Here is a 23,455-nt window from a genome sequence, read left to right on the forward strand (position 1 = left end):
CCCCGCCTCGACCGCCCCGCCCGCCCCGCCCCGGTCCGCCCGCGCCGCTCACGCCATCATCAGCCAGTCGCCCAACGCCGCCCGCACCGACCGCAGTTCGGCCACCGGAACGTACTCCCCGGGTGTGTGCGCGAGGGAAGGATCGCCGGGGCCGAGGTTCAGCGCCGGGACGCCCGCGGCCGCGAAGCGGGCCACGTCCGTCCAGCCGAGCTTGGCCCGCGGCTCGGTCCCAAGGCGGGCCAGGAGCGAGGCGGCCGCGGGGCGGGCGAGACCCGGCAGCGCGCCCGCGACGACCTCAGTCACCAGCACCTCGTACTCCGGGAACAGCGCACGCACCAGCGCCTCCGCCTCCTTCGGTGAACGGCTCGGCGCGAAGCGGAGGTTGACGGTGACCAAGCACGCGTCGGGTACGACATTGCTCGCCACCCCCGCCCGTACCGCCACCGCACTCAGCGCCTCCCGGTACACCAGACCGTCGATCACCACGTCCCGTACGTCCCGCTCGTCGAGGCGGCGCAGCACCTCCGCCGCGCGGTGGGCCGCGTTCACGCCCTGCCAGGGGCGGGCGGTGTGCGCGCGGGCGCCCCGCACGATCACGTCCGCGGTGAGGAAGCCCTGGCAGCCGCCCTCCACCAGGCCGCCCGACGGTTCCATCAGGATCGCCAGATCGCCCGCGAGCAGCCCGGGCCGCTCGGCGGCGATCCGGCCGAGGCCGTTGCGTTCGGTGTGCGCCTCCTCGCACTCGTAGAACACATAGGTCACGTCCCGGGTCGGCGCCGGGACGGTCACCGCGGTGTGCAGGGCGACGGCGACACCGCCCTTCATGTCGCAGGCCCCGAGCCCGTACACCCGCCCGTCCACGAGCCGCGAGGGCAGGTTGCCGCAGGCCGGAACGGTGTCCAGGTGCCCGGCGATCACGACCCGCTCGGCTCGGCCGAGAGCGGTCCGGGCGACGACCGAATGCCCGATCCGCTCGACCTCCAGATGCGGCGCGGCCCGCAGCGCGCGCTCCACCGCGTCCGCGAGCACCCCCTCCGCGCCACTCTCCGACGGCACGTCGACCAACGCGCGCGTCAACTCGACCAGATCCGCCGCCGGTTGAAGAACGACCTCGTCGTACGTCATGCTCCTGCCTCCACATCCGCCTTCGCCGTCTCGACCTGTCCGGCCGGCTCCCGCAGCTTCGAGTGCCGGTGGCCGAAGCACAGGTAGAGCACCGCGGCGAGCGCCAGCCAGCAGCCGAAGAGCGTCCAGGTCACACCGGGCAGCAGCCAGGCCAGATACAGGCAGGACACCGCGGACAGGACCGGCACGACCGGGTACAGCGGCACCCGGTACGAGCGCGGCGCGTCCGGCGCGATCCGGCGCAGCACCACCACCGCGGCCGCCACCGCCACGAACGCGATCAGTGTGCCCATGCTCGTGAGGTCGGCCAGGTACCGCAGCGGCACGAACGCCGCGAGACCACCGACGAGCGAGCCCACGAACCAGGTGTTCCGCACGGGCGTGTGCCGCTTCCGGTCGACCCGGCGGAACACCTGCGGCACCAGTCCGTCCCGCGCCATCGAGAACACGATGCGCGTCTGCCCGTACAGCGTGACGAGCACGACGCTGAAGATGGAGACGACCACACCGGCCGAGAGGACCAAGGCGGGCCAGCTCGCGCCCGTCACGTCCCGCAGGATCTGCGCCAGCACGGCCTCACCCGCGTCCGCCTGCTCGCCGAACCTCGCGGCCGGCTGCGCGCCGAGCGCCGCCACCGACACCAGGATGTAGAGGGCGGTGACCGCGGCGAGCGTCAGCATCAGCGCGAGCGGAATGGTGCGCCGCGGATCGCGCACCTCCTCGCTCGCGGTCGCCACGGTGTCGAAGCCGACGTACGTGAAGAACACCCCGGACGCGGCGAGACCCACACCCGTCATGCCGTGCGGGGCGAAGTCCGCGAAGTTGCCGCTGTCGAAGGCGGTGAACGCCACGGCGGCGAAGAACAGCAGCACCCCGACCTTCACGGTCACCATCACCGCGTTCACGGCCGCCGACTCGCGGGTGCCCCGCGCGAGCAGCAGGGAGCAGAGCAGCACGACGACCAGCGCCGGCACGTTCACCAGGCCGCCCGCGCCCGGCGGTTGACTGATCGCGTCCGGCAGCGTGAAGCCGAACAGCGTCCCGGTGACCTCGTTCAGGTACTGCCCCCAGCTCACCGCCACCGTCGACGCGGCCACCCCGTACTCGAGGACCAGACACCAGGCCACGAGATACGCGGCCCCCTCACCGAGCGAGGCGTACGCGTACGAGTACGTGCTCCCCGCCACCGGCACCGCACCCGCCAGCTCGACGTAGCAGAGCGCACCGAGGCCCGCGACGACGGCCGCGAGGACGAACGCCAGGATCACCGCGGGCCCCGCCTTCGGCACGCCGGTGCCGAGGACGAAGAAGATGCCGGTGCCGATGACGGAGCTGATGCCGATCAGCGTCAACTGGCCGAGCCCCATGGTGCGTTGCAGTCCGCCGGGCCCCTCTGCGCCGGCCTCCTCGATCATCGAATCCAGCGGTTTGCGGCGGCACAGCCGGTCGGCCCATCGGCCCATGAGTCCTCCTGGAGATCCCCTCGCACCCCCGGCTGAAGCCAGGGATGCGGGGGATCTTCCGGGAACGCCACGGGCCGGACAACGGCGGATCCGCACAACCGGGGTCCCCGTCATTGGCCGATACGACAGCCATGGCGCACGGAGCCACCGGCCCGGTGCCCGGTGCGCCCGCGCCCCTCAGTCGGTGATGTTGCTGCCGAGGTGCGGCGTTCCGGCGGTGGAGATGCCCACGTCCGAGACGTAGATGCCGCCGGGGGAGGTGAGCGAGCCGTCGGCGCCCGAGTCCAGGACGTGCACGGCGCCGTTGCCGCCGTTCTCGCCGTACGCCCCGATGACGACGTCGTCGCGCCCGTCGCCGTTCAGGTCGTCGAGGTGCACGTCCGAGCCGAAGAAGTCCTCGGTCTCACTGGAGTTGGGCACGCCGGGCGTGTTCTGCTCCAGGAAGCGCGCACCCTCACCGGTGATGCCGGAACCGTCCGCCGCCCCGTACAGAACGGTCACCGCGCCCGCGTCGACGACGCCGTCCAGGTTCTCACCGGGAGCGCCGACGACCAGGTCGAGGCGGCCGTCCCCGTTCACGTCCCCGAGTTCGATCTCGGCGCCGAACACGTCGTTCTTCTCACCGCCGCCCGGCACGCCCGCCGTGTCCTGGCTGAACGTGTCCGTGCCGCCGTCGGGCCCGCTCGCCGCACCGCGCACCACGTGCACGGCCCCGCCCTCGCGGGCCCCGGCTATGCCCTCGTCCCACAGCATGCCGATGACGATGTCGCCGTACCCGTCGCTGTCGGTGTCACCCACGTCCGTGATGTACCCGCCGGGCAGCCGCTGCGCCCCGCTCGCCGTGACCCCGCCCGCGCTGCCCGGCAGCCAGAAGTTCGCGTTGTACGTGTCGGACTTGTCGAAGCCGTCGACGATCAGGTCCTCCCGGCCGTCCGCGTCGACGTCGCCCGAGTACAGGTTGAGCGGCCCCGCGCCCGGTTCGTTCATCACGGGCGGCACCACGGTGTAGTGGCGGCCGACCGCGCCGGTGCGCGAGATGCCCGCGGAGAACACGTCGAGCGTCGCGGCGCCGGAGCGTGCGCCCACGACCAGGTCGTCCCGCCCGTCCCCGTCGAAGTCGCCGGCCTCCAGGGTGCCGCCGAAGGCGTCGTGCTTGGTGGGCCGCGGGTCCTTCACCGTCGTACCCGTGGACAGCCCGTTCGCGGACCCCCACAGCACGGTGACGCTGCCGCCGTCGACGTCGCCGCCGACGTCCTCGCGGACGGTGCCCACGGCCAGGTCGTCGTAGCCGTCGCCGTCGAAGTCGCCGTGCGCGCTGTCGGCGCCGAACAGGTCGTCCTTCTCGGCGGCGCCGGGCACTCCGGCCGAGTTCTGGCTGAACGTGGCGGAACGGGGGCCGCCCGGCTGCCCGTAGAGCGCGGTGACCTGCCCGGCCTGCGCCTGTCCGGCCACGTGCGCGCCGCTGGACGACACCGCGGTGTCCGCGTACCCGTCGTTGTTGAAGTCGGCCTGGTCGGCCCGGTCGGCGATCGGGTCCACTGCGCCGACGGCCGCGGCGGTCCCGGTGGCGGTCGCGACGACCCCTCCGCTGAGCGCGACCACCAGGGCGGTGGCGGCGGCCATCCCTATCCGCCCGGGCCGCTGCGCGGGCGTGCTGGGTCTGTCCTTGGGCATGCGGTGCTTGGGCACGCGGTTCTCTCCTACGGCATGGGGGAGACCGGACCGGCCACCCCTCCGACGAACGCCGACCGCCCCGGTTCCCCGGGTGTTTCCCCGTACGTCACCGGGCGGTTGGCGATCAGGAGACCGCTGAAAGGGATCAAGGGTTGTACGACTCGGCGACCGGGCTTTCCGGGTTCTCGGCGGGAGTTGGGCCGGTCGGCGCCTCCGTCGAGAGGGCGCGCCTCGCCGACCCGCTCCGTGACCGCACCCTCACCCCGGGCACGGACACCTCCGCCCCCGCCCCGTAAGATCCCCGGAGGGACGGGGCCCGTAGCGCAGGGGTTGTCGCGCCTTCACCGCATGTGGGAGGACGCCGGTTCGAATCCGGTCGGCCCCGTCCCGTCCTGTCCCGTCCCGGGCCCGGCCTCCGGTCGCCGCCTCGATCGGCGAAAATGGTCGTGTCCACCCGTTCCGCCAGCGAGGAGCACGCGCGCACATGGCCAGTTCCGCCTCCACCCCGAGGCCGCCGACGATCGCCGACGTGGCGCGGGTCGCCGGGGTTTCGCGTACGACCGTGTCGCACGCGCTCAACGGGCTCGGCAAGGTCGACCCGCGGACGCGGGAGCGGATCAAGAAGGTCGCGGCCGAGCTCGGGTACCGGCCCAACCTCCGGGCCCAGCGGCTGCGGCGCGGACAGGCGAAGGCCATCGCGCTCGCCTCCTCCATGCCGTTCGCCGTCGCGGGCGGGCCCTCGCGGCTCGGGTTCTACATGGAGGTCGCGGCCGCCGCCGCGGAGAGCGCGCTGCTGCACGACTACGCGCTCGTGCTCGTACCGCCCGTGCAGTCCGGATCCGCGCTGTACTCCGTGGACATCGACGGAGCCATCGTCGTCGAGCCGGACGTCCAGGACGCCGCCGCCGCGCAGCTGCGGGGGCGCGGGCTTCCGTACGTGGCGCTCGGCCGGCCCGTGGCGCCCGACGAGGACGCCCCCTACGTCGACCTGCACGGCGGCCTCGTCGCCGAGCTGCTCCTCGGCCATCTGCGCGAACAGGGCGCCGCCCACCCGGCGTTGATCGTCGGCGCCGGGTCCCGGCACTCGACCGTCGACGCACTCGCCGCGTACGAGCGCATCGCCGCCGAGCACGGCTGGGACCCGATCGTGGCCAGGGTCCCGGAGTCCGGCGGCGAGCAGGCGGGCTACGAGCAGTGCGCCGCGCTGCTCGCCGACCACCCCGAGACGGACGCGGTCTGCGCGCTCGTGGACGCCTTCGCGGTGGGCGCGGTCCGGGCGATCCGGGACAGCGGGCGCAGCGTGCCCGACGACGTCATGGTCGTCACCCGGTACGACGGACTCCGCGCCCGCACCTGCGAACCGCCCCTCACCGCGGTCGACCTGCACCTCGACCAAGTCGCCGCGGACGCGGTGGAGTTGCTCCTCGCGCGGCTGCGCGGTGACACCGAGGCCGCCGCCAACGCGACCGCCCCGGAGCCCCGCCTGATCGCCCGGCAGTCGTCCGTACGCGGCAACCCTCGCACCCCGTAGGAACGCCCCCGCGCTCACACGCCGAGCATCAGCACCACCCCCGACACCAACGCGAAGACGAGCACGAACAGCCGCATCCTGCGCGCGTCCAGGCGGTGGTGCACGAGGCGGCTCAGCCACGCGCCCAGCGCGATCGCCGGCAGCAGCAGCACCGCGTCGCCGAGCTCCGCGACCTGCGCCTTGCCCGTCGCGAACAGCAGGATCAGGGACGCCACTTCGCCCACGAGGAAGCACGTGGCCACTGTCGAGCGGAGCTCCGCCGGCGGGCGGTGCTGGTACACCAGGGCCAGCGGCGGACCGCCCACCCCCGTCGCCGTCTCCGTCAGACCGGTCACCGCACCCGCACCGAGATACGCGCCGCGGCCGGGCTCGAACGCGGGCGCCGCCAGACTCACCACGGCCGCGAGCACCGTCGCGATGCCCACGAACAGGCCGAGGCTGCGTTCCGGGATCAGCCACAGCAGCGCGAGCCCCGCCGGAGTCGCCGCGAGCCGCGCGCCCGTGATCCAGCCCGCGCCGCGCAGATCGAGCGAGGCCCGTTCACGCCACGCCACGTACAGGTTGAGCGGGATCATCGAGGCGAGCACGAAGACCGGGACCAGGCCGGGGTCCACGATCCCGGCCACCGGCGCCACGATCAGCGCGAAGCCGAGGCCGCTGCTGCCCTGGACGAACGCGGCGACCGCCACCGTGACGGCGAGCACCGCCAACGTCATGACACTCACTGTGCCGTACCCCGCTCTCGTACGCGGGCGCCCTCCCGCGCACGGACCACCTCCCGGGCGGCCATGGACGTCGGATGCGCCCGGGTGATCTCCGCCCGCCCCACGGCCGAACGCGCCAGCTCCGCGGCCCGCCGTACGAGCGCGGGGCCGTCCCAGTCCGTCGGCAGGCCGTGCCACATCCGCATCCGGCCGTCGACGAACACGGCGCTGATCTGGTCCCGGTTGCCGCGCCGCACCAGCTCCCACGGCAGGTCCCAGGAGAACGCCAACTCCGGTGTCTCGACGTCGACCAGGAGGAAGTCGGCCGCGAGGCCCGCGGCGACCGTGCCCGTACGGGCACCGAGGCCGACGGCGTCCGCGCCGCCCCTGCTCGCGTGCTCCAGCCACGTCCAGCCCGCGCCGCAGGAGGAGTCGCCGGTGGTCAGCCCGTACGCGAGCCGCTGCGCGAACTCGGCGGCCTCCGCGAGCCGGAAGCCGTCGCCGCGCGTGCCGTCCGTGCCGAGACCGAACCGGATCCCGCGCTCGGCCATCGCGGTGGCGGGAGCGACCGCGTTGCCCTTCCAGGCGCTGGCGACGGGGTTGTAACTCACGGCCGTGCCGGTGTCGGCGAGCAGCGTCAGCTCGCGCGGCGTCAGCAACGTGGCGTGTGCGCCGAGGAGTTGGGGCCCGAGGGCGCCGATGCTGTGCAGGTACTCCAGGGGCCGAAGGCCGTGCCGTACGAGGGAGCGCTCGACGCCCGCCAGGTGCTCGTTGACATGGATCTGCACGACAGCCCCGGCCTCCGCGGCGAGGCGGGCCGTGCCCCGCAGCGTCGCCTCGGTGGCGGCCTCGGGGATGGAGACGGCCAGGGAGGCGTGGACGAGCGGGTCGTCGGCGTAGCGGGCGAGATGCTTCTCGGCGTCGTCGAGGGCGGAACCGCCCGGGTTGTCCACGTCGTTGCAGACCAGACCGAGCACGCAGCGCACACCCGCGTCCCGCGCGGCCGAGGCGACGACCTCCACGTCCACGTCGGCCCGCGTACCGGCGTCCGCGACGGTCGTGAACCCGCCGCGCAAGGCCTCGTACGCCGCCAACTTGGCCGCCGTATAGGCCGATTCCTCGTCGAGGGCGCCTTCGAGCGGCACCCAGACCCGGCGGAAGATCTCCGAGGGCTCCCCGAAGGCGAGCGCCGAGCCGAAGCTCTGCGTGAGGTGGTGGTGCGCGTCCACGAATCCGGGCATCAGCAGATGGCCCGGCATCCGGACGGCCTGGAGCTCGGGGTGCGTACGCTCCAACTCCTCGGCGGGGCCGACGGCTTCGAACCGGCCGTCGACCACGAGCACCGCGAGGCCGTCGACGGGCCCTTCGGGCAGCAGCACCGCGCCGGGGGCGAGCAGGAGCGGGCCGGGGGAGGAGAGGAGCGTGCGGTCGGGCTGGTTCATCGGTCGCTTTCTGTGCTTGCGGTGGAGGCCTCCGCGCGTACGGCCGAGGCTTCCGGGCTTGCGGTCGGGGTTTCAGGGCTTGTGGGCGTCGTTTCTGTGCGTACGGGCGACAGGCGGGCGGCGATGCCCGGTCTGACGTGGTGGAAGAGGATGTTGAGGACGGCCGCGGTGAACGCGCCGACGGCGACGCCGCTCTCCAGGAGGATGCGGAGGTTCGGCGGGAAGCCCCCGTACACCCCGGGCACCAGGATCGGCAGCAGGCCGAGGGCGAGCGCGACGGCGCAGATGAACGTGCTGGTGTGCCGGTCGAGGTCGCTGCGGCCGAGCATCTGGATGCCGAGCACGGTGATGACGGCGAACACGACCATGGCGGTGCCGCCGACGACCGCGGACGGGATCACGCTGATCGCACGGGTCACCGGCGCCAGGAAGCCGATCACGATGAGCACCACGCCTGCGGCCGCGGTGACGAAGCGGCTGCGGACGCCCGTGACCCGGACGATGCCGATGTTCTCGCCGCTGGTGACGATGAGGGGGAGTCCGAAGAAGCCGCCGAAGAGGGAGGTGAGCGCGTCACCGCGGACGGTCTTCGGGACGTCGGTCCGCTGGTCGATCTCCTTGCCTACGGCCTCGGCGTTGATGACGGTCTGCCCGGTCGCCTCGGCCATCGACGCCAGGCTGTAGAGCATCAGCGGCAGCGCGGCGACGAGGTTGAACTGCGGTGAGCCGAACGGCATCAGCTCCGGGAGGTTGACCAGGCCGCCGCCCGACGCCTTCCCGAAGTCGACCGCGCCGATGGCGACCGCGAGCACCGTACCCGCCAACAGGCCCAGCATCACGGCGAGTTGGCGTACGACACCGGTGAACAGGAGGTAGAAGGCGACCGTGAAACCGATCGTCGCCATGCCGAGCCCGAGGTTGAGCGGGTCGGCGAAGCCGGGAGTGCCGGGGCGGCCGGTGACGAGGACGGCGCCCACCTTCACCAGGTTCACGCCGACGATCACGATCATCGTGCCGATCACCAGGGCGGGGAAGAACCTCAGCAGCCGCGAGAACACCGGCAGGACGACGAAGCAGAAGAGCGCCGTCAGGACGACCGCACCGGTGGCGGTGCGCAGCCCGTGCTGCTCGGCGATCGCGAGGAACAGGATGAGCGGCGCCCCGCCCGGCAGCATCACGAACGGCAGCCGCGGCCCGAACTTCCAGGGCCCGAGCGACTGGATCAGCGACCCGACGCCGGACAGCACGAAGGCCGCGGAGAGCAGATCTACGGTGAGGTCGGCGTCGAGGCGGAGCGTGGCGCTCATCAGGAAGATCGCCGAGATCGGCGTGGCCGCCATGACGAGGACGTGCTGGATCCCGAAGAGCAGGATCCGGCCGAGGGGGCGGGACTCGTCCACGGGGTGGGGCGCGGACTCCGTGAGTCCGGGTTCGGGGGAGGGGACGGGGGTGGGATCGGGTCCGGACACGGGTGGTTCCGCTGGTCCGGGCCGACTCTGGCGGGGACTGAACACGTTCGGGCTCCGTTTCGGGGATACGGCACGCTCGGGTTCTTCAGCCGCGATCCGGCCCTGGACGGAGAGCCAAATCGATTTGGCCAAATCGATTTGGCTGACAGTATGAGGGAGTGGGGTGGGGAGGAGTCAAGGGGTGCGGCATGGTCTGACGGAGGGGCTGTGGGCAGGCGCTGGGCGGCGCCTGTCCGGGGTGAGGCGTTCACGCCTCCGCGTCGATGAACAACTCGGCGTACCGCCTGCGGAGTTCGGCCTTCTGGACCTTGCCCATGACATTGCGGGGGAGTGCTTCCACGACGCGTACGGCACGCGGATGCTTGAAGCGGGCGAGGTCGCCGGCGATGAAGGCGAGCAGCTCGTCGGCCTGCGGCCGCGCGCCCGGAGCCGGTACGACGACGGCCACGACCGTCTCCCCGAAGTCCGGGTGGGGCACGCCGATCACCGCTGATTCGAGGACGTCGGGGTGGGCGTCGAGGAGCTCCTCGACCTCCTTGGGGTAGATGTTGTAGCCGCCGGAGATCACCAGGTCCTTGCCGCGGCCGACGATGCAGAGATAGCCGTCCTCGTCGATGCGGCCCAGGTCGCCGGTGATGAAGAAGCCGTCGGTGCGGAACTCGGAGGCGGTCTTCTCGGGCATCTGCCAGTAGCCGGTGAAGACGTTGGGCCCGCGGACCTCGATGCTGCCGACCTCGCCGTCCGGCAGGGCCTCGCCGGTCTTCTCGTCCACCACCCGGATCTCGGTCCCCGGCAGCGGTGTGCCGACCGTTCCGGGCTTGCGGGGTCCGCCCTCGTACGGGTTGCTGGTGTTCATGCCGGTCTCGGTCATGCCGTAGCGCTCCAGGATGGCGTGGCCCGTGCGGGCCTCGAACGCCTGGTGGTCGGCGGCGAGCAGCGGGGCCGAGCCGGAGACGAAGAGCCGCATCGAGGCGCAGGCCTCCGCGGTGAGTCCGTGGTGTTGGAGCAGCCGGGTGTAGAAGGTCGGTACGCCCATGAGCACCGTGGCCCGGGGGAGCAGGCCCACGATCGCGTCGGCGTCGAACTTGGGCAGGAAGTACATCGAGGCCCCGGCCGCCAGGGTCATGTTCGCGGCGACGAAAAGGCCGTGGATGTGGAAGATGGGCAGGGCGTGGATCAGCTTGTCGTCGGCGGTGAACTGCCAGGAGTCAAGCAGGGCGGAGCAGTTGGAGGCGAGGTTGCCGTGCGAGAGCACCGCGCCCTTGGACCGGCCGGTCGTGCCGGAGGTATAGAGGATCGCGGCCGGATCGTCGGGCGAGGCGTCGAACACGGCCTCGTGGCGGTCGTCGCCGTCGAGGAGCGTGCCCTCACCGGACACCCCGAGGGTCTCGACCACCATCCCGTCGAGTGCGCCCAGATCGCCGCCCGCGGCACGCTCGGGGGAGCGGACGAGCACGCGGGGCCGGGCGTCCCCGATGAAGTACGCCGTCTCCGTGTCGGTGTACGCGGTGTTGAGCGGCAGGAACACTCCGCCCACCCGCAGCGTCGCCAGATACAGCGCGACCGCCTCCGGGGACTTCTCCACCTGCATGGCCACGCGGTCTCCCGGCGTCACCCCGTCCGCGACGAGCCGGGCCGCGACGCGCCGCACGGTCTCCTCGGTCTCGCGGTACGTGAGGCATCGCCCGTCGGGCTGCTCGAAGAGCACCTTGCCGGGCCGCAGTCGGGCCTGTTCGGCGAAGGACCGGTGGATGGCGGTGAAGGGGGCCGGGGTGGGCACGGATGACATCGGGGGTGTTCCTTTCTCGTTCTCTTTCTCCGCGGTGGTGCTGAGCGCGGTGGTGCTGAGCGCGGTGGTGCTGAGCGCGGTGGAGGCGTCGGCGGCGGAGGGGTCGGCGGATGAGGCTTCGGCGGGGGCAGTGCCGCCTGTGTCGGTTGCGTTGATGATCGGCCCGCGGTTCGCCTGGGTCGCCGTAGCCGTCGCCGCCGTCGCCGCGTCCGGCAGGACGTCCCGCAGCGGCCCGCCGACCGCCACCGTGCGGCGGCGGACATAGTCCTCGTGTCGGCGCTCCAACTCCGCCGGTTCGTAACGGTAGTTGATCATCACGCCGTACGACTGCTCCCACGCCTCGGCGGAGTGGTTCGCGGGCCAGTCGATCTGCCAGGCGGCCGCCCCGTTGCCCAGGTGGAAGCGGGCCACCGGGTCCATCGGACGCCCGTCGGCCCGCCGCTCGACCGTGACGTACCGGGCGACAGCGGGCAGCAGCCGGGGCCGCACCCGGTCGAGGTCCGCCGTGCTCAGGTCCGCCAGCCGCTCCACGGTCGCCAACTCCTCGCTCAGCGCGTGGAGTTCGGCGTCCGCCCGCTGCTCACCGAGCCAGCTGCGGAACCCGGGGACGGGGGAGAGCGTCGCGAACCGCGTCAGATGCGGCAGCTGCTCCCCGACATCCTCGATCACCTGCTTGATGAGGAAGCTTCCGAAGGAGACCCCGGCGAGCCCGTCGAGCGCGTTGTTGATCGAGTACAGCGCCGCCGTGTCCGCCTCCCGCGGGTCGAGCGCGGGCCCGGGATCGAGGAGCGGGGCGATCCTGTCCGGCATGCCGCGCACCAGGGCGACCTCCACGAAGATCAGCGGTACGTCGCCGGTCGCCGGGTGGAAGAACGCGTACACGCGACGGTCCGCGGGCCGCACCCGGCGGCGCAGCTCGTCCCGGCCCGCCATCGGGTGCACCTTCTCGCCCCGCACCAGATGGTCGTGCAGCTCGGCGGGCGCGTCCCAGGTGACCTCGGCCATGCGCAGGAAGCCGCGGTTGAACCAGGACGTGAGCAGGTGGTGGAAGTCGTGGTCGAGGGCCCGCAGTTCCGGCTGGTCCGGCATCAGCGCGCGCAGGTCGGCGCGCATCCCGACGAGGGCGAGGGTGGCGTCGGGCGCGTGGTTCATCCGGCGGAGCAGCTGCTGGCGGGCAGGCTCGACCACGTCGAAGAGGCGCACCAGCTCCCGCTCGCCGCGGGCGCCGGAGTTCCGGGCGTCGTCCCAGCGGTGGAAGGCGGCGCGGACCTGGTCGGCGTCGACGTCGTAGGTGCGGGTGACGTGCGTGAAGAACGTCCGCTTGTCGTGGTCGTCGAGTTCGGCGTACGCGGCCAGGGCGCGGCCCGCGACGGCGCGCAAGGAGGCCTCGCCCACGTCGCTCATCAGGACCTCGCAGGCGACCAGGAGGTGGTCGAGCGGGGAGCCGGGCGCCGCTCCGGCAGGGGAGGCGGCGTCGCGGCCTGGGCGCCCCAGAGCCCGGAACAGGTCGGTCAGCAGCCAGCCCTCATGGCGTTCCATCCGCGATTCCTCCAGGAGTCCGAGCGCGGCCGCGTACGTAGGTGAGAAAGCGCGGACCATATACATCGCGTACTCTGATGTATATAACGTAGAAACCGTAGGACACATGAACCGGATCCGCCACCCCTGGAACAGCCCGATAACGTGAGCGCTCGGAGGTGCCCATGGCTCGAGTCCCGGAATCACAGCGCGTGCGGGACGCGCTGGAGAACGCCGTCGTTGACGGCCGCTACCGCCCCGGCGAACGCCTCGACCCCGCCGAGCTGGAGCGGGAGTTCGGCTGCTCCCGCACGCCGGTCCGCGAGGCCCTCCAGGACCTGCAGCGCTCGGGGCTCGTACAGATCCGCCCCAAGCAGGGCACATACGTCACGGAGTTGAGCGTTCCGGAACTGGCGGAACGCTTCGAGGTGATGGCCGAACTGGAAGGCATGGCGGCACGGCTCTCCGCGCGCCGCATCGAGCGCCGCACCCTCGACGAGCTGGAGGACGCCCTCCGCGAGTGCGAGACCCACGCGGGCGCCGGCGACGCGGACCGCTACTACTACGCCAACGCCCGCTTCCACGACACCATCTACGGCGCCTGCGGCAACGCCTACCTGCGGCAGCAGGCGCACACGCTCCAGCGGGCCCTGCAGCCCTACCGGCGCCTGCAACTGCGCGTCCCCGACCGTATGCGACGCTCCCTGGCCGAACACCGCGTGATCGCCGCGGCCATCACCGACGGCGACGAGGAGGTCGCGGAGAACACCGCCCGTGACCATGTGCTCGTCCAGGTCAAGGAGTTCAGCCATCTCGTACGGGCGTGGAACCAGGTGCGGGAGCCGGTGCGGCAGGGCGGATGACGTACGGTCGGGGCGCGGCAGGGGTGACGGCCTGCGAGCACGATCAGCCACGGTGAACCGCACCATCACCATCACCATCGACGGCTACTCCGCCGATCGGCGAATCCACCGGATTCGCCGGACCGGTGACACCCCGGCGGTCTACCGTACGGATACGTGGCTGTGCGGATACGTGGCCGTACGCATGGGACAGCAGTCCGCACACACCGCGTCGCCAACCGCGGTCGTACGAGGAGGAATTCCGTGCCGTCACCTTCGCCCTGCGACCCCAAGGACGCCCCCGCGGGCGATGTGGGCACGGCGCTGATGCTGATCGACTCCCGGCTCAAGCAGATCCACGGCGGCCGGACAGAGCCGAACAGCGAACAGCAGGACCTGACCGAGCAGTTCGCCGCCTCCCTGGGACGGCAGGGGATCGACGATCTCCTGGACGGCGCCTGCACGCTCATCTACATGTACATGCAGTGGCTGTGCAGGGTCTACGAGGAGCACGAGGAGGACGTCGTCGCGGGAGTGGTGCCCAACATCGTGGCCTCCCTGCGCATGATGCCCAGGAGCGTCCGCCCGGAGGTCGTCCCGACCATGGCCGGTCTGCTCGTCGCCGCGGGTACGGGCCTGAGCCCGAGCCTGTGGCGCAAGCAGTACGGCTACTGGACCAAGGACGAGATGAACCCGCTGGAGGCGACGGCGTTCCTGCTCGCGGACCACATCAACCGCGTCACCGACGACCCGGATTTCGCCACTCGCCTGGTCAGCGAGGCCCTGACCGGGGTGGAGGACGGCTGACGCCCGAGGGGAAACGCGGGCCGGCTCGATTGTCAGTGGTGTGCGGTTGACTGGTACCCAGCGAACGAGCCGGGGCCGCAAGGCCGATGACAGAACGATCGACGGGGGCCGAACAGTGCACACCGACCACGACCTTCCACAGGTACCGGACGCCGCCTGGCTGGAGCAGCGGCTGGGTAGGGGATGCCTCTGGCGCCCTCAAGAGGCGGATCTGCCAGCTGAGTTGACGGACAGCGAGTCCAGGGAATTCCTGCTGACCGTCGGCTTCCCCGCGGTCAGGCTGGCCGCCGTGGACATCGACACGACACATCTGCGGGGCGAGGACGCCCTGCATCCCTTCGACGCCGACGAGCTGTACGGCGAGCGCTACCCCGACGACGACTCCCCGCCGAAGAACTTCTGCTTCACCGTGGCGCTCTCCTCCGACCAGCATCTGATGCTCGACGCCGGGGACGGCGGCATCAGCCACTACGACCCCAACGGCTGGGACCACGCGGCAGGTTGGAAGGGCCTGGCCGCGGCCTCCCTGCCCTCACTGGCGGTGCTCCTCGGCCTGATGGCGGAGTCGGGCGAGGCACTGGAGTCGACGGACGACGAGCAGCGCAGAGCCGCCGCCATGCAACTGCGGGAGCGCATGATCGCCCACGACGTGGACGTGGACTCGGAGTTCTGGGACGAGATGTTCGAGGCGTTCGAGTAAGGCGCCGAGGCCCAGCCCCGTGAGGAGACCCGGCCCCCGTGAGGAGGCCCGGCCCTCGCGAGGAGGCCCGGCCCTCGCGAGGAGGCCGGGCCCGGCAACCGCGCCGGATGGGCCCTGGACCTACTGGCCCATCACGTACTTCACCGTCGGCCCGGTCGTCCAGCCGCCGTCGACCGCCAGCTCCGCACCCGTGACGTAGGACGCCGCGTCCGACAGGAGGTACACCACCGCGTCCGCGATCTCCGAGGCCTCGCCGACCCGGCCCATCGGAGTGTTCGGGTAGTTGCCCTCGCCCTCCTTGATACCGACCTGGGCGGTCATCGGGGTGTACGTCATGCCCGGGTGCACGGAGTTGACCCTGATCCGGGACGTGCCCAGCTCCACCGCGCCGATCTTGCTCAGGCCGCGCACGCCCCACTTCGACGCCCCGTAGGACGAGGTCAGCGCGAGCCCCATCAGACCGGCGGCGGAGGAGATGTTGACGATCGAGCCGCCGCCGTTCGCCTTCATGCCAGGGATCACGGTCCTCATGCCGATGAAGACACCGGTGAGGTTGATGTCGAGGACCTGGCGGAAGTGCTCCACCGTCTCGGTCTCCAGGGGCTGGCCGGTCGAGATCCCGGCGTTGTTCACCAGCCCGTCGATCCGCCCGAACTCGGCCACGGCGAAGTCGGCGGCCCGCTGCCACTCCTCCTCCGACGTCACGTCGAGGCGGATGAAACGGGCCCGCTCGCCGAGCTCCTTCACGAGGTCCTGGCCGTCGGCCTCCAGGAGGTCGGCGACGACCACGTGGGCGCCACCGGCGACGGCCTTGCGGGCCACCTCGGCGCCGATGCCGCGGGCGCCGCCGGTGATGACCACTGTCTTGTTGCTGAGATCGCTCATGAGGAGCTCCAAGGAAATTCACGGAGGGATTCGAAACTACGGGCCGCGAGGGCGCCGGGGCCCTGCCGGCCTTCGGCCGGTGCGTCGGTGGCGGCCCAGCACTCGACGGACACCCGGATCGCCGTACTGGCGACGGCCGCCGCGAGGCGCAGACCCGGGGAGGCCTGCGCCTCCTCGGTATCGCGCACGCCGTGGCGTTCGGCGAGCACGGTGAGGAGGGCCGTCTCGGCGGCGAAGCACGCGTCGTTCCAGACGGAGCGGAGCGCCGGAGCCTCCTCAGCCATCCGCAGCAGGGCGCGCACCCACTCCAGAGACTCCGCGTTCGCCACACCGCCGTCGCCGTCGCCGTCGCCGTCGCCGTCGCCGTCCGCGGCGGCCGGGTCGAGCGCGTCGTCCGCGGCCTTGATCAGCGCGTCCACCACGGACAGGCCGCCCGGCGCGGCGCGCACGCAGTCGACCCAGCGCTGGGTGCCCTCGGTGAAGAGAGGGGCGACGGACTCCTCCTTCGTCGCGAAGTAGCGGAAGAACGTACGCGGCGAGACTCCCGCGGCGCGGGCGATGTCCTCGGCGCGGGTGGCCCGCAGTCCGTGCTCCACGAAGAGTGCGGCAGCGGTGTGGGCGATGTCCCTACGAGTGGCGGCCTTGCGCCGCTCGTTCAGTGAGCTCCCGGGCATGACTGCATGCTATGCCTGTGTGGCAGAATCTGCCACCGGCGTGCTCCGGGCAGTGACCCGCGTACCGGCGCTCGGCGCTCGGCGCTCGGCGCTCCGGCACTCCGGCGTTCCGGCGTTCCGGCGCGTACCGGCGAGCAACTCCGCGGACGATCCAGGCGAACGAACCAGGCGAACGAACGATGGGACGGCAGGACCAAGTGCGGCGACGGCGATTCCTCCAGCAGACGGCCTTCCTCGCCTCGGGAGCGGCACTCGGCGCCGGCTGCGGCGCGGGCGACACCGGCACGCCCCTGCGCGTGCTGGTGGCCAGCTACGACGAGAGCGTCGGCGCCTCCATCGGCGACCAGTGGGACGACCTGGTCAAGGCCTTCGAGAAGAAGCACCCGAGCATCCAAGTCGCCGTCGAGCGCGTGCCGTTCGGGAGGCTTGACGCCACGCTCGCCCGCCGCGTCGAACAGGGCAAGGCCCCCGACATCGCCCAGTCCAACCTGTTCGCGAACTTCGCCGAGAAGCAGCTCCTGTACGCCGCGTCCGACCTCTTCGACATCGCCACCGAGTCCGACTTCACGCTGTCCCTCGCACAGGCGGGCCGGTTCCGACGTGTCCAGTACGGCATCCCGTTGATGGCCAGCACGCCACGCCTCTTCTACAACAAGGCACTCTTCGACCAGGCGGGCATCGAAGCCCCGCCCCGCACGTGGAACGAGCTGCGCGACACGGCCCAGGCGCTGCGGACGAGCGGCGTACCGACCCCGTACGGGCTGCAGTTCGGCCCCGAGGCCGCCGAGGACGAGCTGTACGCGTGGCTCCTCGCCGGGGAGGGCGACTACGTCACCTCCAGCGGGTACGACTTCTACTCCGACACGAACGTCGACACCCTCACCTGGCTCCGCGACAACCTGGTCACCCCCGGCCTCGCGGGCAAGGACCCGGCCGAGCTCAACCGCACCGACGCCTACGAGCAGTTCCTCGGCGGCCGCATCGGCATGATGCTCGCCCACCCGGTGCTGATGGACGCCGCCGACTCCGTGAAACTCCCGTACGCCCACGCCGCGTTCCCCGCCAGGGGCGGCGGCGCGGCCGTACCCGTCGGCATCAACGACTGGCTCCTCGCCTTCCGCCGGAACGGCCGCCGCGCCGACTGCGCCGCGTTCCTCGAATTCGTCTACGGCAGGGAGTCCGCGGCGAGTTATGGCGGCGGCCGGGCGGCGGCCCTCCCGGTCACCGAATCCGGCGCGGACGCCGTCGCCGGCAAGGGCAACCGGCTCGGCAAGTTCATCGACCAGCTCCCCCGGGCCCGCTTCCAGCCGACGGCGATGCACTCCTGGCCCGAGGTCCGCCAGGAGATCCGCGACGAGATCGGCCGCGCCGTCCGCCGGGACGGCGACCCGGACACGGTCCTCCGCTCCCTTCAGGCCGGCGCGACCCGAAGCGAGGCCGCGGCGAGTTCCTGAGGGCGCGGAGGCCGGACCCTCACGGGCCCCCGCTCACCGGAACCCGCTCACCGGAACCCGCAACCGGAACAACGCGCCCCCGCCCGGCGCGTGCTCCGCCGTCAGGGACGCCTCGTGGGCGCGGGCGATCTGGCGGGCCATGGCCAGGCCGAGGCCGGAGCCGGGCAGGGCGCGGGCGGCTCGGGCGCGGTAGAAGCGGTCGAAGACGTACGGGAGGTCCTCGTCCGTGATGCCCGGTCCGTGGTCGCGGATCAGGACCTCCAGGTGGTCGGCCGAGGCCGTACACGTCACGTCGACCGGCAGGCCCGGGGACGTGAACTTCGCCGCGTTGTCCAGGAGGCTCGAAAGGAGCCGTGACAGGCGGGCCGGCACTCCGGCGACCGTCGCGGTGTGCGCGTCGGGGGCGACGGAGAGGCTGAAGGGGACCGCCGGCCAGTGGTCGCGGGCCGCGTCGACCGCGTGCGTGAGGACGGACGTCAGGTGCACGTCCTCGATGAGCGGGGACGGCTCCTCCTCGCGGGCGAGTTCGATCAGGTCGTTCACCAGTGTCGTCACCTCCCGCAGCTGACGTGCGAGGGCCGCGGTGGCCCGATCGCGCTGGGCATCGCTGAGCCGGTCGGCACGGGTGAGGAGCTCCGCGTTCGTACGGAGCGCGGTCAGCGGGGTGCGCAGTTCGTGCGAGGCGTCGGCGACCAGTCGGCGCTGGGCGCTCACGGACTTCTCCAGCTCGTCGAGCATCGTGTTGAACGAGGCCGCGAGCCGGGTGACCTCGTCCTCACGGCCCCCGCGCTCCGGCGGCAGCTCGATCCGGTGCCGGACGTCCCGCGTGCTCGTGATGTGCTCGGCGGTGGCCGTGAGCCGGGTCACCGGGGCCAGGCCGGTGCGCGACACCCATGAACCCAGGGCGCCCGCGAGGAGCACCCCGCCGGCGCCGAGCACACCGAGCACCCAGGCCGCCTGCCGCACCCCGCGGTCGACGGTGTCGGACCGCACGGCGACCTGCAGCGCCCGGTCGCCGTCCAGGGGAGTGGTGAGCAGCCGGGCACGATGGCCCGCGAGCGAGGTCTCGCCGTAGAACGCCCCGCGCTCGCCCGACGCCACCTCGCGGGTGGCCTCCGTGACCGGCAGCAGGAACGGCTTCGCCGGATCTTCCGCGGCCCGGGCGGGCACCAGTTGCGCGCACGCCGGTGCGGCCAGGAAGCGGCACTCGCCCTGCACCACACCCAACGGCTCGCGCCGGTACTGCTGTTCGGCCAGCCGGGCCGACTGGGACAGATGCAGATCGAGCTGGTGCAGGAGCTGGTGCCGGATCACCAGGAACGCGGCCAGACACACCCCGACGGCGACGGCCGCCACCGCACACGACGCGGCCAGCGTCAGCCGCGTCCGCAGCGGGCGGCGCCGCAACCACCGCGCGTGCCGCCGCCGGCCCGCACCGCCCGGAGCCGTACGAGACGCCTCATTCGGAGTCGTACGAGACCCCTCACCCGGAGCCGTACGTGACGCCTCACCCGGAGCCGTACGAGACGCCTCACCCGGAGTCGCACGAGACCCCTCACCCGAAACCCCGCTCACGGCAGGTCCATCCGATAGCCCACACCGTGCACGGTGTGCACCAGCCGCGGTTCGCCGTCAGCCTCCAGCTTCCGGCGCAGGTAACCCACGTACACGGCAAGGGAGTTGGAGTCGGGACCGAAGTCGCGGCCCCAGACCCGTTCCAGGATCGTCTCGCGCGGCAGCACCTGGCCGGGGTGGCGGAGCAGCAGTTCGAGCAGCGTGAACTCCGTACGGCTGAACTCCATCCGCCGCTGCCCGCGCCGCCCGACCCGGGTGCGCGGATCAAGGACCAGGTCGGCGAAGGCGAGTTCGTCCGAGGCCGCCGCAGGGCCCGACCCGGCGGACCGGCGCAGCAACGCCCGGACGCGGGCGACCAGTTCGTCCAGCGCGAACGGCTTGACCAGGTAGTCGTCGGCGCCCGCGTCGAGCCCGTCCACCCGTTCGCTCACCGAGCCGAGCGCCGTCAGGACGAGCACGGGCGTACGGTCGCCGAGGGCGCGCAGCCGCCGGCAGACCGCAAGGCCGTCCAGGCCCGGCATCAGCACGTCGAGAACGACCACGTCGGGCTCCCACGCGGCGACATCCGCCAGGGCCGCGAGCCCGTCGGCGGCGCCGCGCACCTCGTACCCCTCTACGGCGAGGCCGTCCTCGACGGCGTACCGCACCTCCGGCTCGTCGTCGACGACCAGGACTCTCGGGGACGGCGGGGAACCGTCGGCAGGGCTCTTGGAACTCATGCGGGACAGCGTGCCAAACGCAGTCTTAGAACGTTCTTAGACCACGCCACCAGCGTGACCTCCATGACGACACCGCGAACAACCCAGTCCCCGCTGTCGGTGGTGATCGGCGCCGGCGGCACGGGCGGCCACATCTACCCCGGCCTGGCGCTCGCCGACGCGCTGCGGCGGGTCGAGCCGGACGCCACGATCAGCTTCGTCGGCACCGAACGCGGCCTGGAGACCCGGCTGATCCCCGAGGCCGGCTATCGGCTGCACACCGTCGACATGATCCCCTTCGACCCGGCGCTCGGCGCCAAGCGCTTCCTGCTGCCCGCGGCCCTCGTGAAGTCCGGCGCACAGTGCCGGAGCATCCTGCGCGCCCAGGCCGCCCACGTCGCCGTCGGCATGGGCGGCTACCCCAGCGCACCCGCCGTCGTCGGCGCCCGCATGGCGGGGTTGCCCAGCGTCATCCACGAGTCCAACGCCGTACCCGGCCGCGCCAACCGGTTCGCCGCCCTGCTCACCGACCAGATCACCCTGGCCTTCGAGGAGAGCCGCGCCCACCTCACCGGCAGCCGCCACGCAGACGTCGTCGGCATGCCCGTCGCCGCGGAACTGGCCGCCCTGCGCCGCCCCGAACTCCGTACGACCGCACGCCGCGCCTTCGGCATACCGGACGACGTACGGATGCTCCTGGTCAACGGCGGCAGCCTCGGCGCCGCCCGCCTCACCGCGGCCGCCACCGGACTCGCCCGGCGCTGGCGGGACCGGAGCGACGTCCACCTCCTGATCAAGACCGGCCCGGCCGCCCTCGACCAGACCCGGCGGCTGCTCGCCGAATCCGGCGCGGACCGGGTGGCCACCGCCGTGCCCTACCTGGACCGGATGGACCTCGCCTACGCCGCCGCCGACCTGGCCGTCTGCCGCGCCGGCTCGGCGACCGTCGCCGAACTCTCCGTCACGCGCACGCCCGCGGTCCTGGTGCCCTACCCGTACGCACCCGGCGACCACCAGACCCACAACGCGCGCGTCCTCACCGACGTCGGCGCGGGCCTGCTGCTCCCCGACGCCGACACGGACCCCGACCGGCTCGCCGCCCTCGTCGAGCCGCTGCTGGCCGAGCCGTCCCGGCTGCACGCCATGGCCGCCGCGGCCCCCGAAGGACCGCACGCCCGGGCCGCGGACCTGCTCGCCGCCCATGTGCTCCGCCTCGCCGGACGCCCCGCCCCGTACGCCAGCGCACCGCACGCGGCCGTACCGCACGCGGCGACACCCCTGACCACCACCGAAAGGACACCCACGCCATGACCACCACCCCCAACAGCCCCACCAACACCCCCACCGATTGGACCGGACGCACCGTCCTCGTCACCGGCGCCGAAGGGTTCATCGGCTCCACGCTCGTCGACCTCCTCGCCGCCCGCGGCGCCGACGTCCGCGCCTTCGTGCACTACAAGCCGTACGCCGAGAAGGGCCACCTCGCCCACCACCTCGCCGACCCGCACAGCCCCGTCGAGACCATCACCGGCGACATACGCGACGCCGGGCGTGTCATGGACGCCGTGGCCGGCTGCGACACGGTCTTCCACCTCGCCGCCCTCATCGGCATCCCGTACAGCTACGACTCCCCGGGCGCCTACGTGCAGACCAACGTCGTCGGCACCGAGAACGTCGCCGAGGCCTGCCGCAGGCACTCCGTCCGGCGCCTCGTGCACACCTCGACCAGCGAGGTCTACGGCACCGCCCTGACCGCGCCGATCAGCGAGGAGCACCCGCTGCAGCCGCAGTCCCCGTACTCCGCGTCGAAGATCGGCACCGACATGATGGCGCTCTCGCACTGGCACGCGTTCGAGCTGCCCGTCACCGTCGTCCGCCCCTTCAACACCTACGGGCCCCGCCAGTCGGCGCGCGCCGTCATCCCCACGATCCTGGCCCAACTCCACGAGGGCGCACGCGAGATCAAGCTCGGCTCGCTCACGCCCACCCGCGACTTCACGTACGTGACCGACACCGCCGCCGGATTCCTCGCCCTGGCCGACTGCGACCGCGCACTCGGGCACAGCGTCAACCTCGGCACCGGACAGGAGATCTCCATCGGCGACCTGGCCGAGGCCCTGATCCGCGCCTCGGGACGGGACGCCGAGGTCGTCGCCGACCCCGAACGGCTGCGGCCCGCGGGCAGCGAGGTGCAGCGGCTGCTCTCCGACAACTCCCGCGCCCGTGACTGGGCCGGCTGGCAGCCCGAGGTCTCGCTGGAGGACGGGCTGCGCCGCACCTCCGACTGGGTCGCCGCCCACCCGCACCTCTTCGCCGCCGACCGCTACCGCGTCTGACGGCCCGGCCGCCCGCTACCGCGTCTGACGGCCCGGCCGCCCGCGCCACCACCCGCGGGCGGCCGCATCGACGGCGACACCGTCGGCTCGGGCCGATGAGTTCGGGGCGCGGGCCAGGTCTACAGCTGTGAGGGCCGCAGAGAGCCACGCCGGCCCGCCGCGCAACCCGCCCCCGAGGAGCACGCCATGACCGCCACCTACACCTTCGACGTCTTCTCCAGCCTCGACGGCTACGGGGCCGCAGGCGGCGACTGGACCGGCTACTGGGGCAAACAGGGCCCCGAACTCCTCGACCACCGCCTCGCCCTCTACGACCAGGAGCAGCGCATGGTCTTCGGGGCGAACACGTACCGCCTGTTCACCCGGATGCTGGCCGACAGTACCGAGGACTCCGACGTACGCGACCCGTGGGTCACGCGCATGCGGAACCTTCCGGCGACGGTCGTGTCGACCACCCTGGAAGGGCCCCTCGACTGGCCGGACGCGACCGTCGAGAGCGGTGACGCCGTCGATGTCGTCGCCCGCCTGAAGAAGGAGTCCGACGTCCCGCTGCGCTCGCACGGCAGCCTGTCGATGAACCGGGCGCTCCTCGCCGCGGGCCTGGTCGACCGGCTCCAGGTGACGCTCTTCCCGGTCGTCACGGGCGCGTCCGGGCTCGACCCGGTGTTCCGCGGCGCGTCGGACTTCGACCTGGAGCTGGTCGAGCGGCGCACCCTCGACGGCCACATCCAGGAGCTGGTCTACCGGCCCACGCTCCACTGAGCGGTAC

General features: G+C 72.4%; 19 protein-coding genes and 1 tRNA gene. 9 read left to right on the plus strand and 11 right to left on the minus strand.

Annotated features, from left to right (window positions below; genetic code table 11):
• Window positions 1-48 precede the first annotated feature (48 nt).
• The 3 genes from dapE to QIT00_RS24125 all read right to left on the minus strand — a co-directional run bounded on the left by dapE (window position 49) and on the right by QIT00_RS24125 (window position 4,262).
• A complete protein-coding gene (gene dapE, locus QIT00_RS24115) occupies window positions 49-1,125 on the minus strand; it encodes a succinyl-diaminopimelate desuccinylase (protein WP_282537470.1) in 1,077 nt (358 codons plus the stop codon).
• Window positions 1,122-2,588 (minus strand): APC family permease, encoded by a 1,467-nt coding sequence (locus QIT00_RS24120; protein WP_282537471.1) that lies wholly within the window; start codon window positions 2,586-2,588, stop codon window positions 1,122-1,124. The genes dapE and QIT00_RS24120 overlap by 4 nt, the downstream gene beginning before the upstream one ends.
• A gap of 177 nt (window positions 2,589-2,765) precedes the next feature.
• Complete coding sequence (locus QIT00_RS24125) at window positions 2,766-4,262, minus strand: FG-GAP repeat protein (RefSeq protein WP_408909843.1); 1,497 nt, start codon at window positions 4,260-4,262, stop codon at window positions 2,766-2,768.
• A 311-nt stretch (window positions 4,263-4,573) separates the two neighbouring features.
• Between QIT00_RS24125 and QIT00_RS24130 the strand changes: the two genes are divergently transcribed.
• Together QIT00_RS24130 and QIT00_RS24135 are read left to right on the plus strand one after the other, a co-directional pair.
• Window positions 4,574-4,647: transfer RNA gene (locus QIT00_RS24130), tRNA-Ala, on the plus strand.
• Window positions 4,648-4,746: 99 nt separating this feature from the next.
• On the plus strand, window positions 4,747-5,793 hold the full coding sequence (locus QIT00_RS24135; RefSeq protein WP_282537472.1) for a LacI family DNA-binding transcriptional regulator: 1,047 nt from the start codon (window positions 4,747-4,749) through the stop codon (window positions 5,791-5,793).
• Window positions 5,794-5,807: 14 nt separating this feature from the next.
• Here the strand turns inward: QIT00_RS24135 and QIT00_RS24140 are convergent, their stop codons facing one another.
• From QIT00_RS24140 to QIT00_RS24155, 4 genes are all read right to left on the minus strand, one after another.
• Window positions 5,808-6,518: a sulfite exporter TauE/SafE family protein gene (locus tag QIT00_RS24140; protein WP_282537473.1), complete on the minus strand. Its 711-nt coding sequence runs from the start codon at window positions 6,516-6,518 to the stop codon at window positions 5,808-5,810.
• Window positions 6,515-7,939 carry an amidohydrolase family protein gene (locus tag QIT00_RS24145; protein ID WP_282537474.1) on the minus strand — a complete coding sequence of 475 codons (1,425 nt, stop codon included), beginning with the start codon at window positions 7,937-7,939 and terminating at the stop codon, window positions 6,515-6,517. Before QIT00_RS24145 ends, QIT00_RS24140 begins: the two co-directional genes overlap by 4 nt.
• The gene (locus QIT00_RS24150) at window positions 7,936-9,408 is read right to left on the minus strand and encodes a uracil-xanthine permease family protein (protein ID WP_282537475.1); all 1,473 of its coding nucleotides are present in this window, start codon (window positions 9,406-9,408) and stop codon (window positions 7,936-7,938) included. The genes QIT00_RS24145 and QIT00_RS24150 overlap by 4 nt, the downstream gene beginning before the upstream one ends.
• Window positions 9,409-9,655: 247 nt before the next feature.
• Window positions 9,656-12,796, minus strand: a complete 3,141-nt coding sequence (locus QIT00_RS24155; RefSeq protein ID WP_282537476.1) for an AMP-binding protein — start codon at window positions 12,794-12,796, stop codon at window positions 9,656-9,658.
• Window positions 12,797-12,900: 104 nt separating this feature from the next.
• Between QIT00_RS24155 and QIT00_RS24160 the strand changes: the two genes are divergently transcribed.
• The 3 genes from QIT00_RS24160 to QIT00_RS24170 all read left to right on the plus strand — a co-directional run bounded on the left by QIT00_RS24160 (window position 12,901) and on the right by QIT00_RS24170 (window position 15,064).
• Window positions 12,901-13,578, plus strand: a complete 678-nt coding sequence (locus QIT00_RS24160; RefSeq protein WP_282537477.1) for a GntR family transcriptional regulator — start codon at window positions 12,901-12,903, stop codon at window positions 13,576-13,578.
• Between the two features lie 306 nt (window positions 13,579-13,884).
• Complete coding sequence (locus tag QIT00_RS24165; protein WP_282537532.1) at window positions 13,885-14,364, plus strand: hypothetical protein; 480 nt, start codon at window positions 13,885-13,887, stop codon at window positions 14,362-14,364.
• Window positions 14,365-14,479: 115 nt separating this feature from the next.
• Window positions 14,480-15,064, plus strand: coding sequence for an SUKH-4 family immunity protein (locus QIT00_RS24170; protein WP_349017202.1), 585 nt, complete (start codon window positions 14,480-14,482; stop codon window positions 15,062-15,064).
• Between the two features lie 120 nt (window positions 15,065-15,184).
• Here QIT00_RS24170 and QIT00_RS24175 read toward each other — a convergent pair whose 3' ends face one another.
• Both QIT00_RS24175 and QIT00_RS24180 read right to left on the minus strand, forming a co-directional pair.
• Entirely contained in the window at window positions 15,185-15,949 is a 765-nt protein-coding gene (locus QIT00_RS24175) for a glucose 1-dehydrogenase (RefSeq protein ID WP_282537479.1), read from the minus strand.
• A complete protein-coding gene (locus QIT00_RS24180) occupies window positions 15,946-16,623 on the minus strand; it encodes a TetR/AcrR family transcriptional regulator (RefSeq protein WP_282537480.1) in 678 nt (225 codons plus the stop codon). Before QIT00_RS24180 ends, QIT00_RS24175 begins: the two co-directional genes overlap by 4 nt.
• Before the next feature lie 179 nt (window positions 16,624-16,802).
• On the opposite strand from QIT00_RS24180, the gene QIT00_RS24185 reads away from it, so the two are divergent.
• Window positions 16,803-18,077, plus strand: coding sequence for an extracellular solute-binding protein (locus QIT00_RS24185; protein WP_282537481.1), 1,275 nt, complete (start codon window positions 16,803-16,805; stop codon window positions 18,075-18,077).
• Between the two features lie 33 nt (window positions 18,078-18,110).
• Here the strand turns inward: QIT00_RS24185 and QIT00_RS24190 are convergent, their stop codons facing one another.
• The gene (locus QIT00_RS24190; protein WP_282537482.1) at window positions 18,111-19,484 is read right to left on the minus strand and encodes a HAMP domain-containing sensor histidine kinase; all 1,374 of its coding nucleotides are present in this window, start codon (window positions 19,482-19,484) and stop codon (window positions 18,111-18,113) included.
• 164 nt (window positions 19,485-19,648) lie between these two features.
• Window positions 19,649-20,371 (minus strand): response regulator transcription factor, encoded by a 723-nt coding sequence (locus tag QIT00_RS24195; RefSeq protein WP_282537483.1) that lies wholly within the window; start codon window positions 20,369-20,371, stop codon window positions 19,649-19,651.
• Window positions 20,372-20,434: 63 nt separating this feature from the next.
• On the opposite strand from QIT00_RS24195, the gene QIT00_RS24200 reads away from it, so the two are divergent.
• From QIT00_RS24200 to QIT00_RS24210, 3 genes are all read left to right on the plus strand, one after another.
• Entirely contained in the window at window positions 20,435-21,661 is a 1,227-nt protein-coding gene (locus QIT00_RS24200) for a UDP-N-acetylglucosamine--N-acetylmuramyl-(pentapeptide) pyrophosphoryl-undecaprenol N-acetylglucosamine transferase (protein ID WP_282537484.1), read from the plus strand.
• A complete protein-coding gene (locus QIT00_RS24205; protein WP_282537485.1) occupies window positions 21,658-22,686 on the plus strand; it encodes an SDR family NAD(P)-dependent oxidoreductase in 1,029 nt (342 codons plus the stop codon). The genes QIT00_RS24200 and QIT00_RS24205 overlap by 4 nt, the downstream gene beginning before the upstream one ends.
• A 186-nt stretch (window positions 22,687-22,872) precedes the next feature.
• Window positions 22,873-23,448, plus strand: coding sequence for a dihydrofolate reductase family protein (locus QIT00_RS24210; protein WP_282537486.1), 576 nt, complete (start codon window positions 22,873-22,875; stop codon window positions 23,446-23,448).
• Window positions 23,449-23,455 lie beyond the last annotated feature (7 nt).

The organism is Streptomyces luteolus (assembly GCF_029968015.1).
Taxonomy (GTDB): domain Bacteria; phylum Actinomycetota; class Actinomycetes; order Streptomycetales; family Streptomycetaceae; genus Streptomyces; species Streptomyces luteolus.

Excerpts from the sequence above, each read along its gene's own strand:
- dapE (WP_282537470.1), bottom strand. The coding sequence starts at position 1,125 with ATGACGTACGACGAGGTCGTTCTTCAACCGGCGGCGGATCTGGTCGAG.
- QIT00_RS24120 (WP_282537471.1), bottom strand. The coding sequence starts at position 2,588 with ATGGGCCGATGGGCCGACCGGCTGTGCCGCCGCAAACCGCTGGATTCG.
- QIT00_RS24125 (WP_408909843.1), bottom strand. The coding sequence starts at position 4,262 with ATGCCCAAGGACAGACCCAGCACGCCCGCGCAGCGGCCCGGGCGGATA.
- QIT00_RS24135 (WP_282537472.1), top strand. The coding sequence starts at position 4,747 with ATGGCCAGTTCCGCCTCCACCCCGAGGCCGCCGACGATCGCCGACGTG.
- QIT00_RS24145 (WP_282537474.1), bottom strand. The coding sequence starts at position 7,939 with ATGAACCAGCCCGACCGCACGCTCCTCTCCTCCCCCGGCCCGCTCCTG.
- QIT00_RS24155 (WP_282537476.1), bottom strand. The coding sequence starts at position 12,796 with ATGGTCCGCGCTTTCTCACCTACGTACGCGGCCGCGCTCGGACTCCTG.
- QIT00_RS24160 (WP_282537477.1), top strand. The coding sequence starts at position 12,901 with ATGGCTCGAGTCCCGGAATCACAGCGCGTGCGGGACGCGCTGGAGAAC.
- QIT00_RS24165 (WP_282537532.1), top strand. The coding sequence starts at position 13,885 with ATGCTGATCGACTCCCGGCTCAAGCAGATCCACGGCGGCCGGACAGAG.
- QIT00_RS24175 (WP_282537479.1), bottom strand. The coding sequence starts at position 15,949 with ATGAGCGATCTCAGCAACAAGACAGTGGTCATCACCGGCGGCGCCCGC.
- QIT00_RS24180 (WP_282537480.1), bottom strand. The coding sequence starts at position 16,623 with ATGCCCGGGAGCTCACTGAACGAGCGGCGCAAGGCCGCCACTCGTAGG.
- QIT00_RS24185 (WP_282537481.1), top strand. The coding sequence starts at position 16,803 with ATGGGACGGCAGGACCAAGTGCGGCGACGGCGATTCCTCCAGCAGACG.
- QIT00_RS24195 (WP_282537483.1), bottom strand. The coding sequence starts at position 20,371 with ATGAGTTCCAAGAGCCCTGCCGACGGTTCCCCGCCGTCCCCGAGAGTC.
- QIT00_RS24200 (WP_282537484.1), top strand. The coding sequence starts at position 20,435 with ATGACGACACCGCGAACAACCCAGTCCCCGCTGTCGGTGGTGATCGGC.
- QIT00_RS24205 (WP_282537485.1), top strand. The coding sequence starts at position 21,658 with ATGACCACCACCCCCAACAGCCCCACCAACACCCCCACCGATTGGACC.
- QIT00_RS24210 (WP_282537486.1), top strand. The coding sequence starts at position 22,873 with ATGACCGCCACCTACACCTTCGACGTCTTCTCCAGCCTCGACGGCTAC.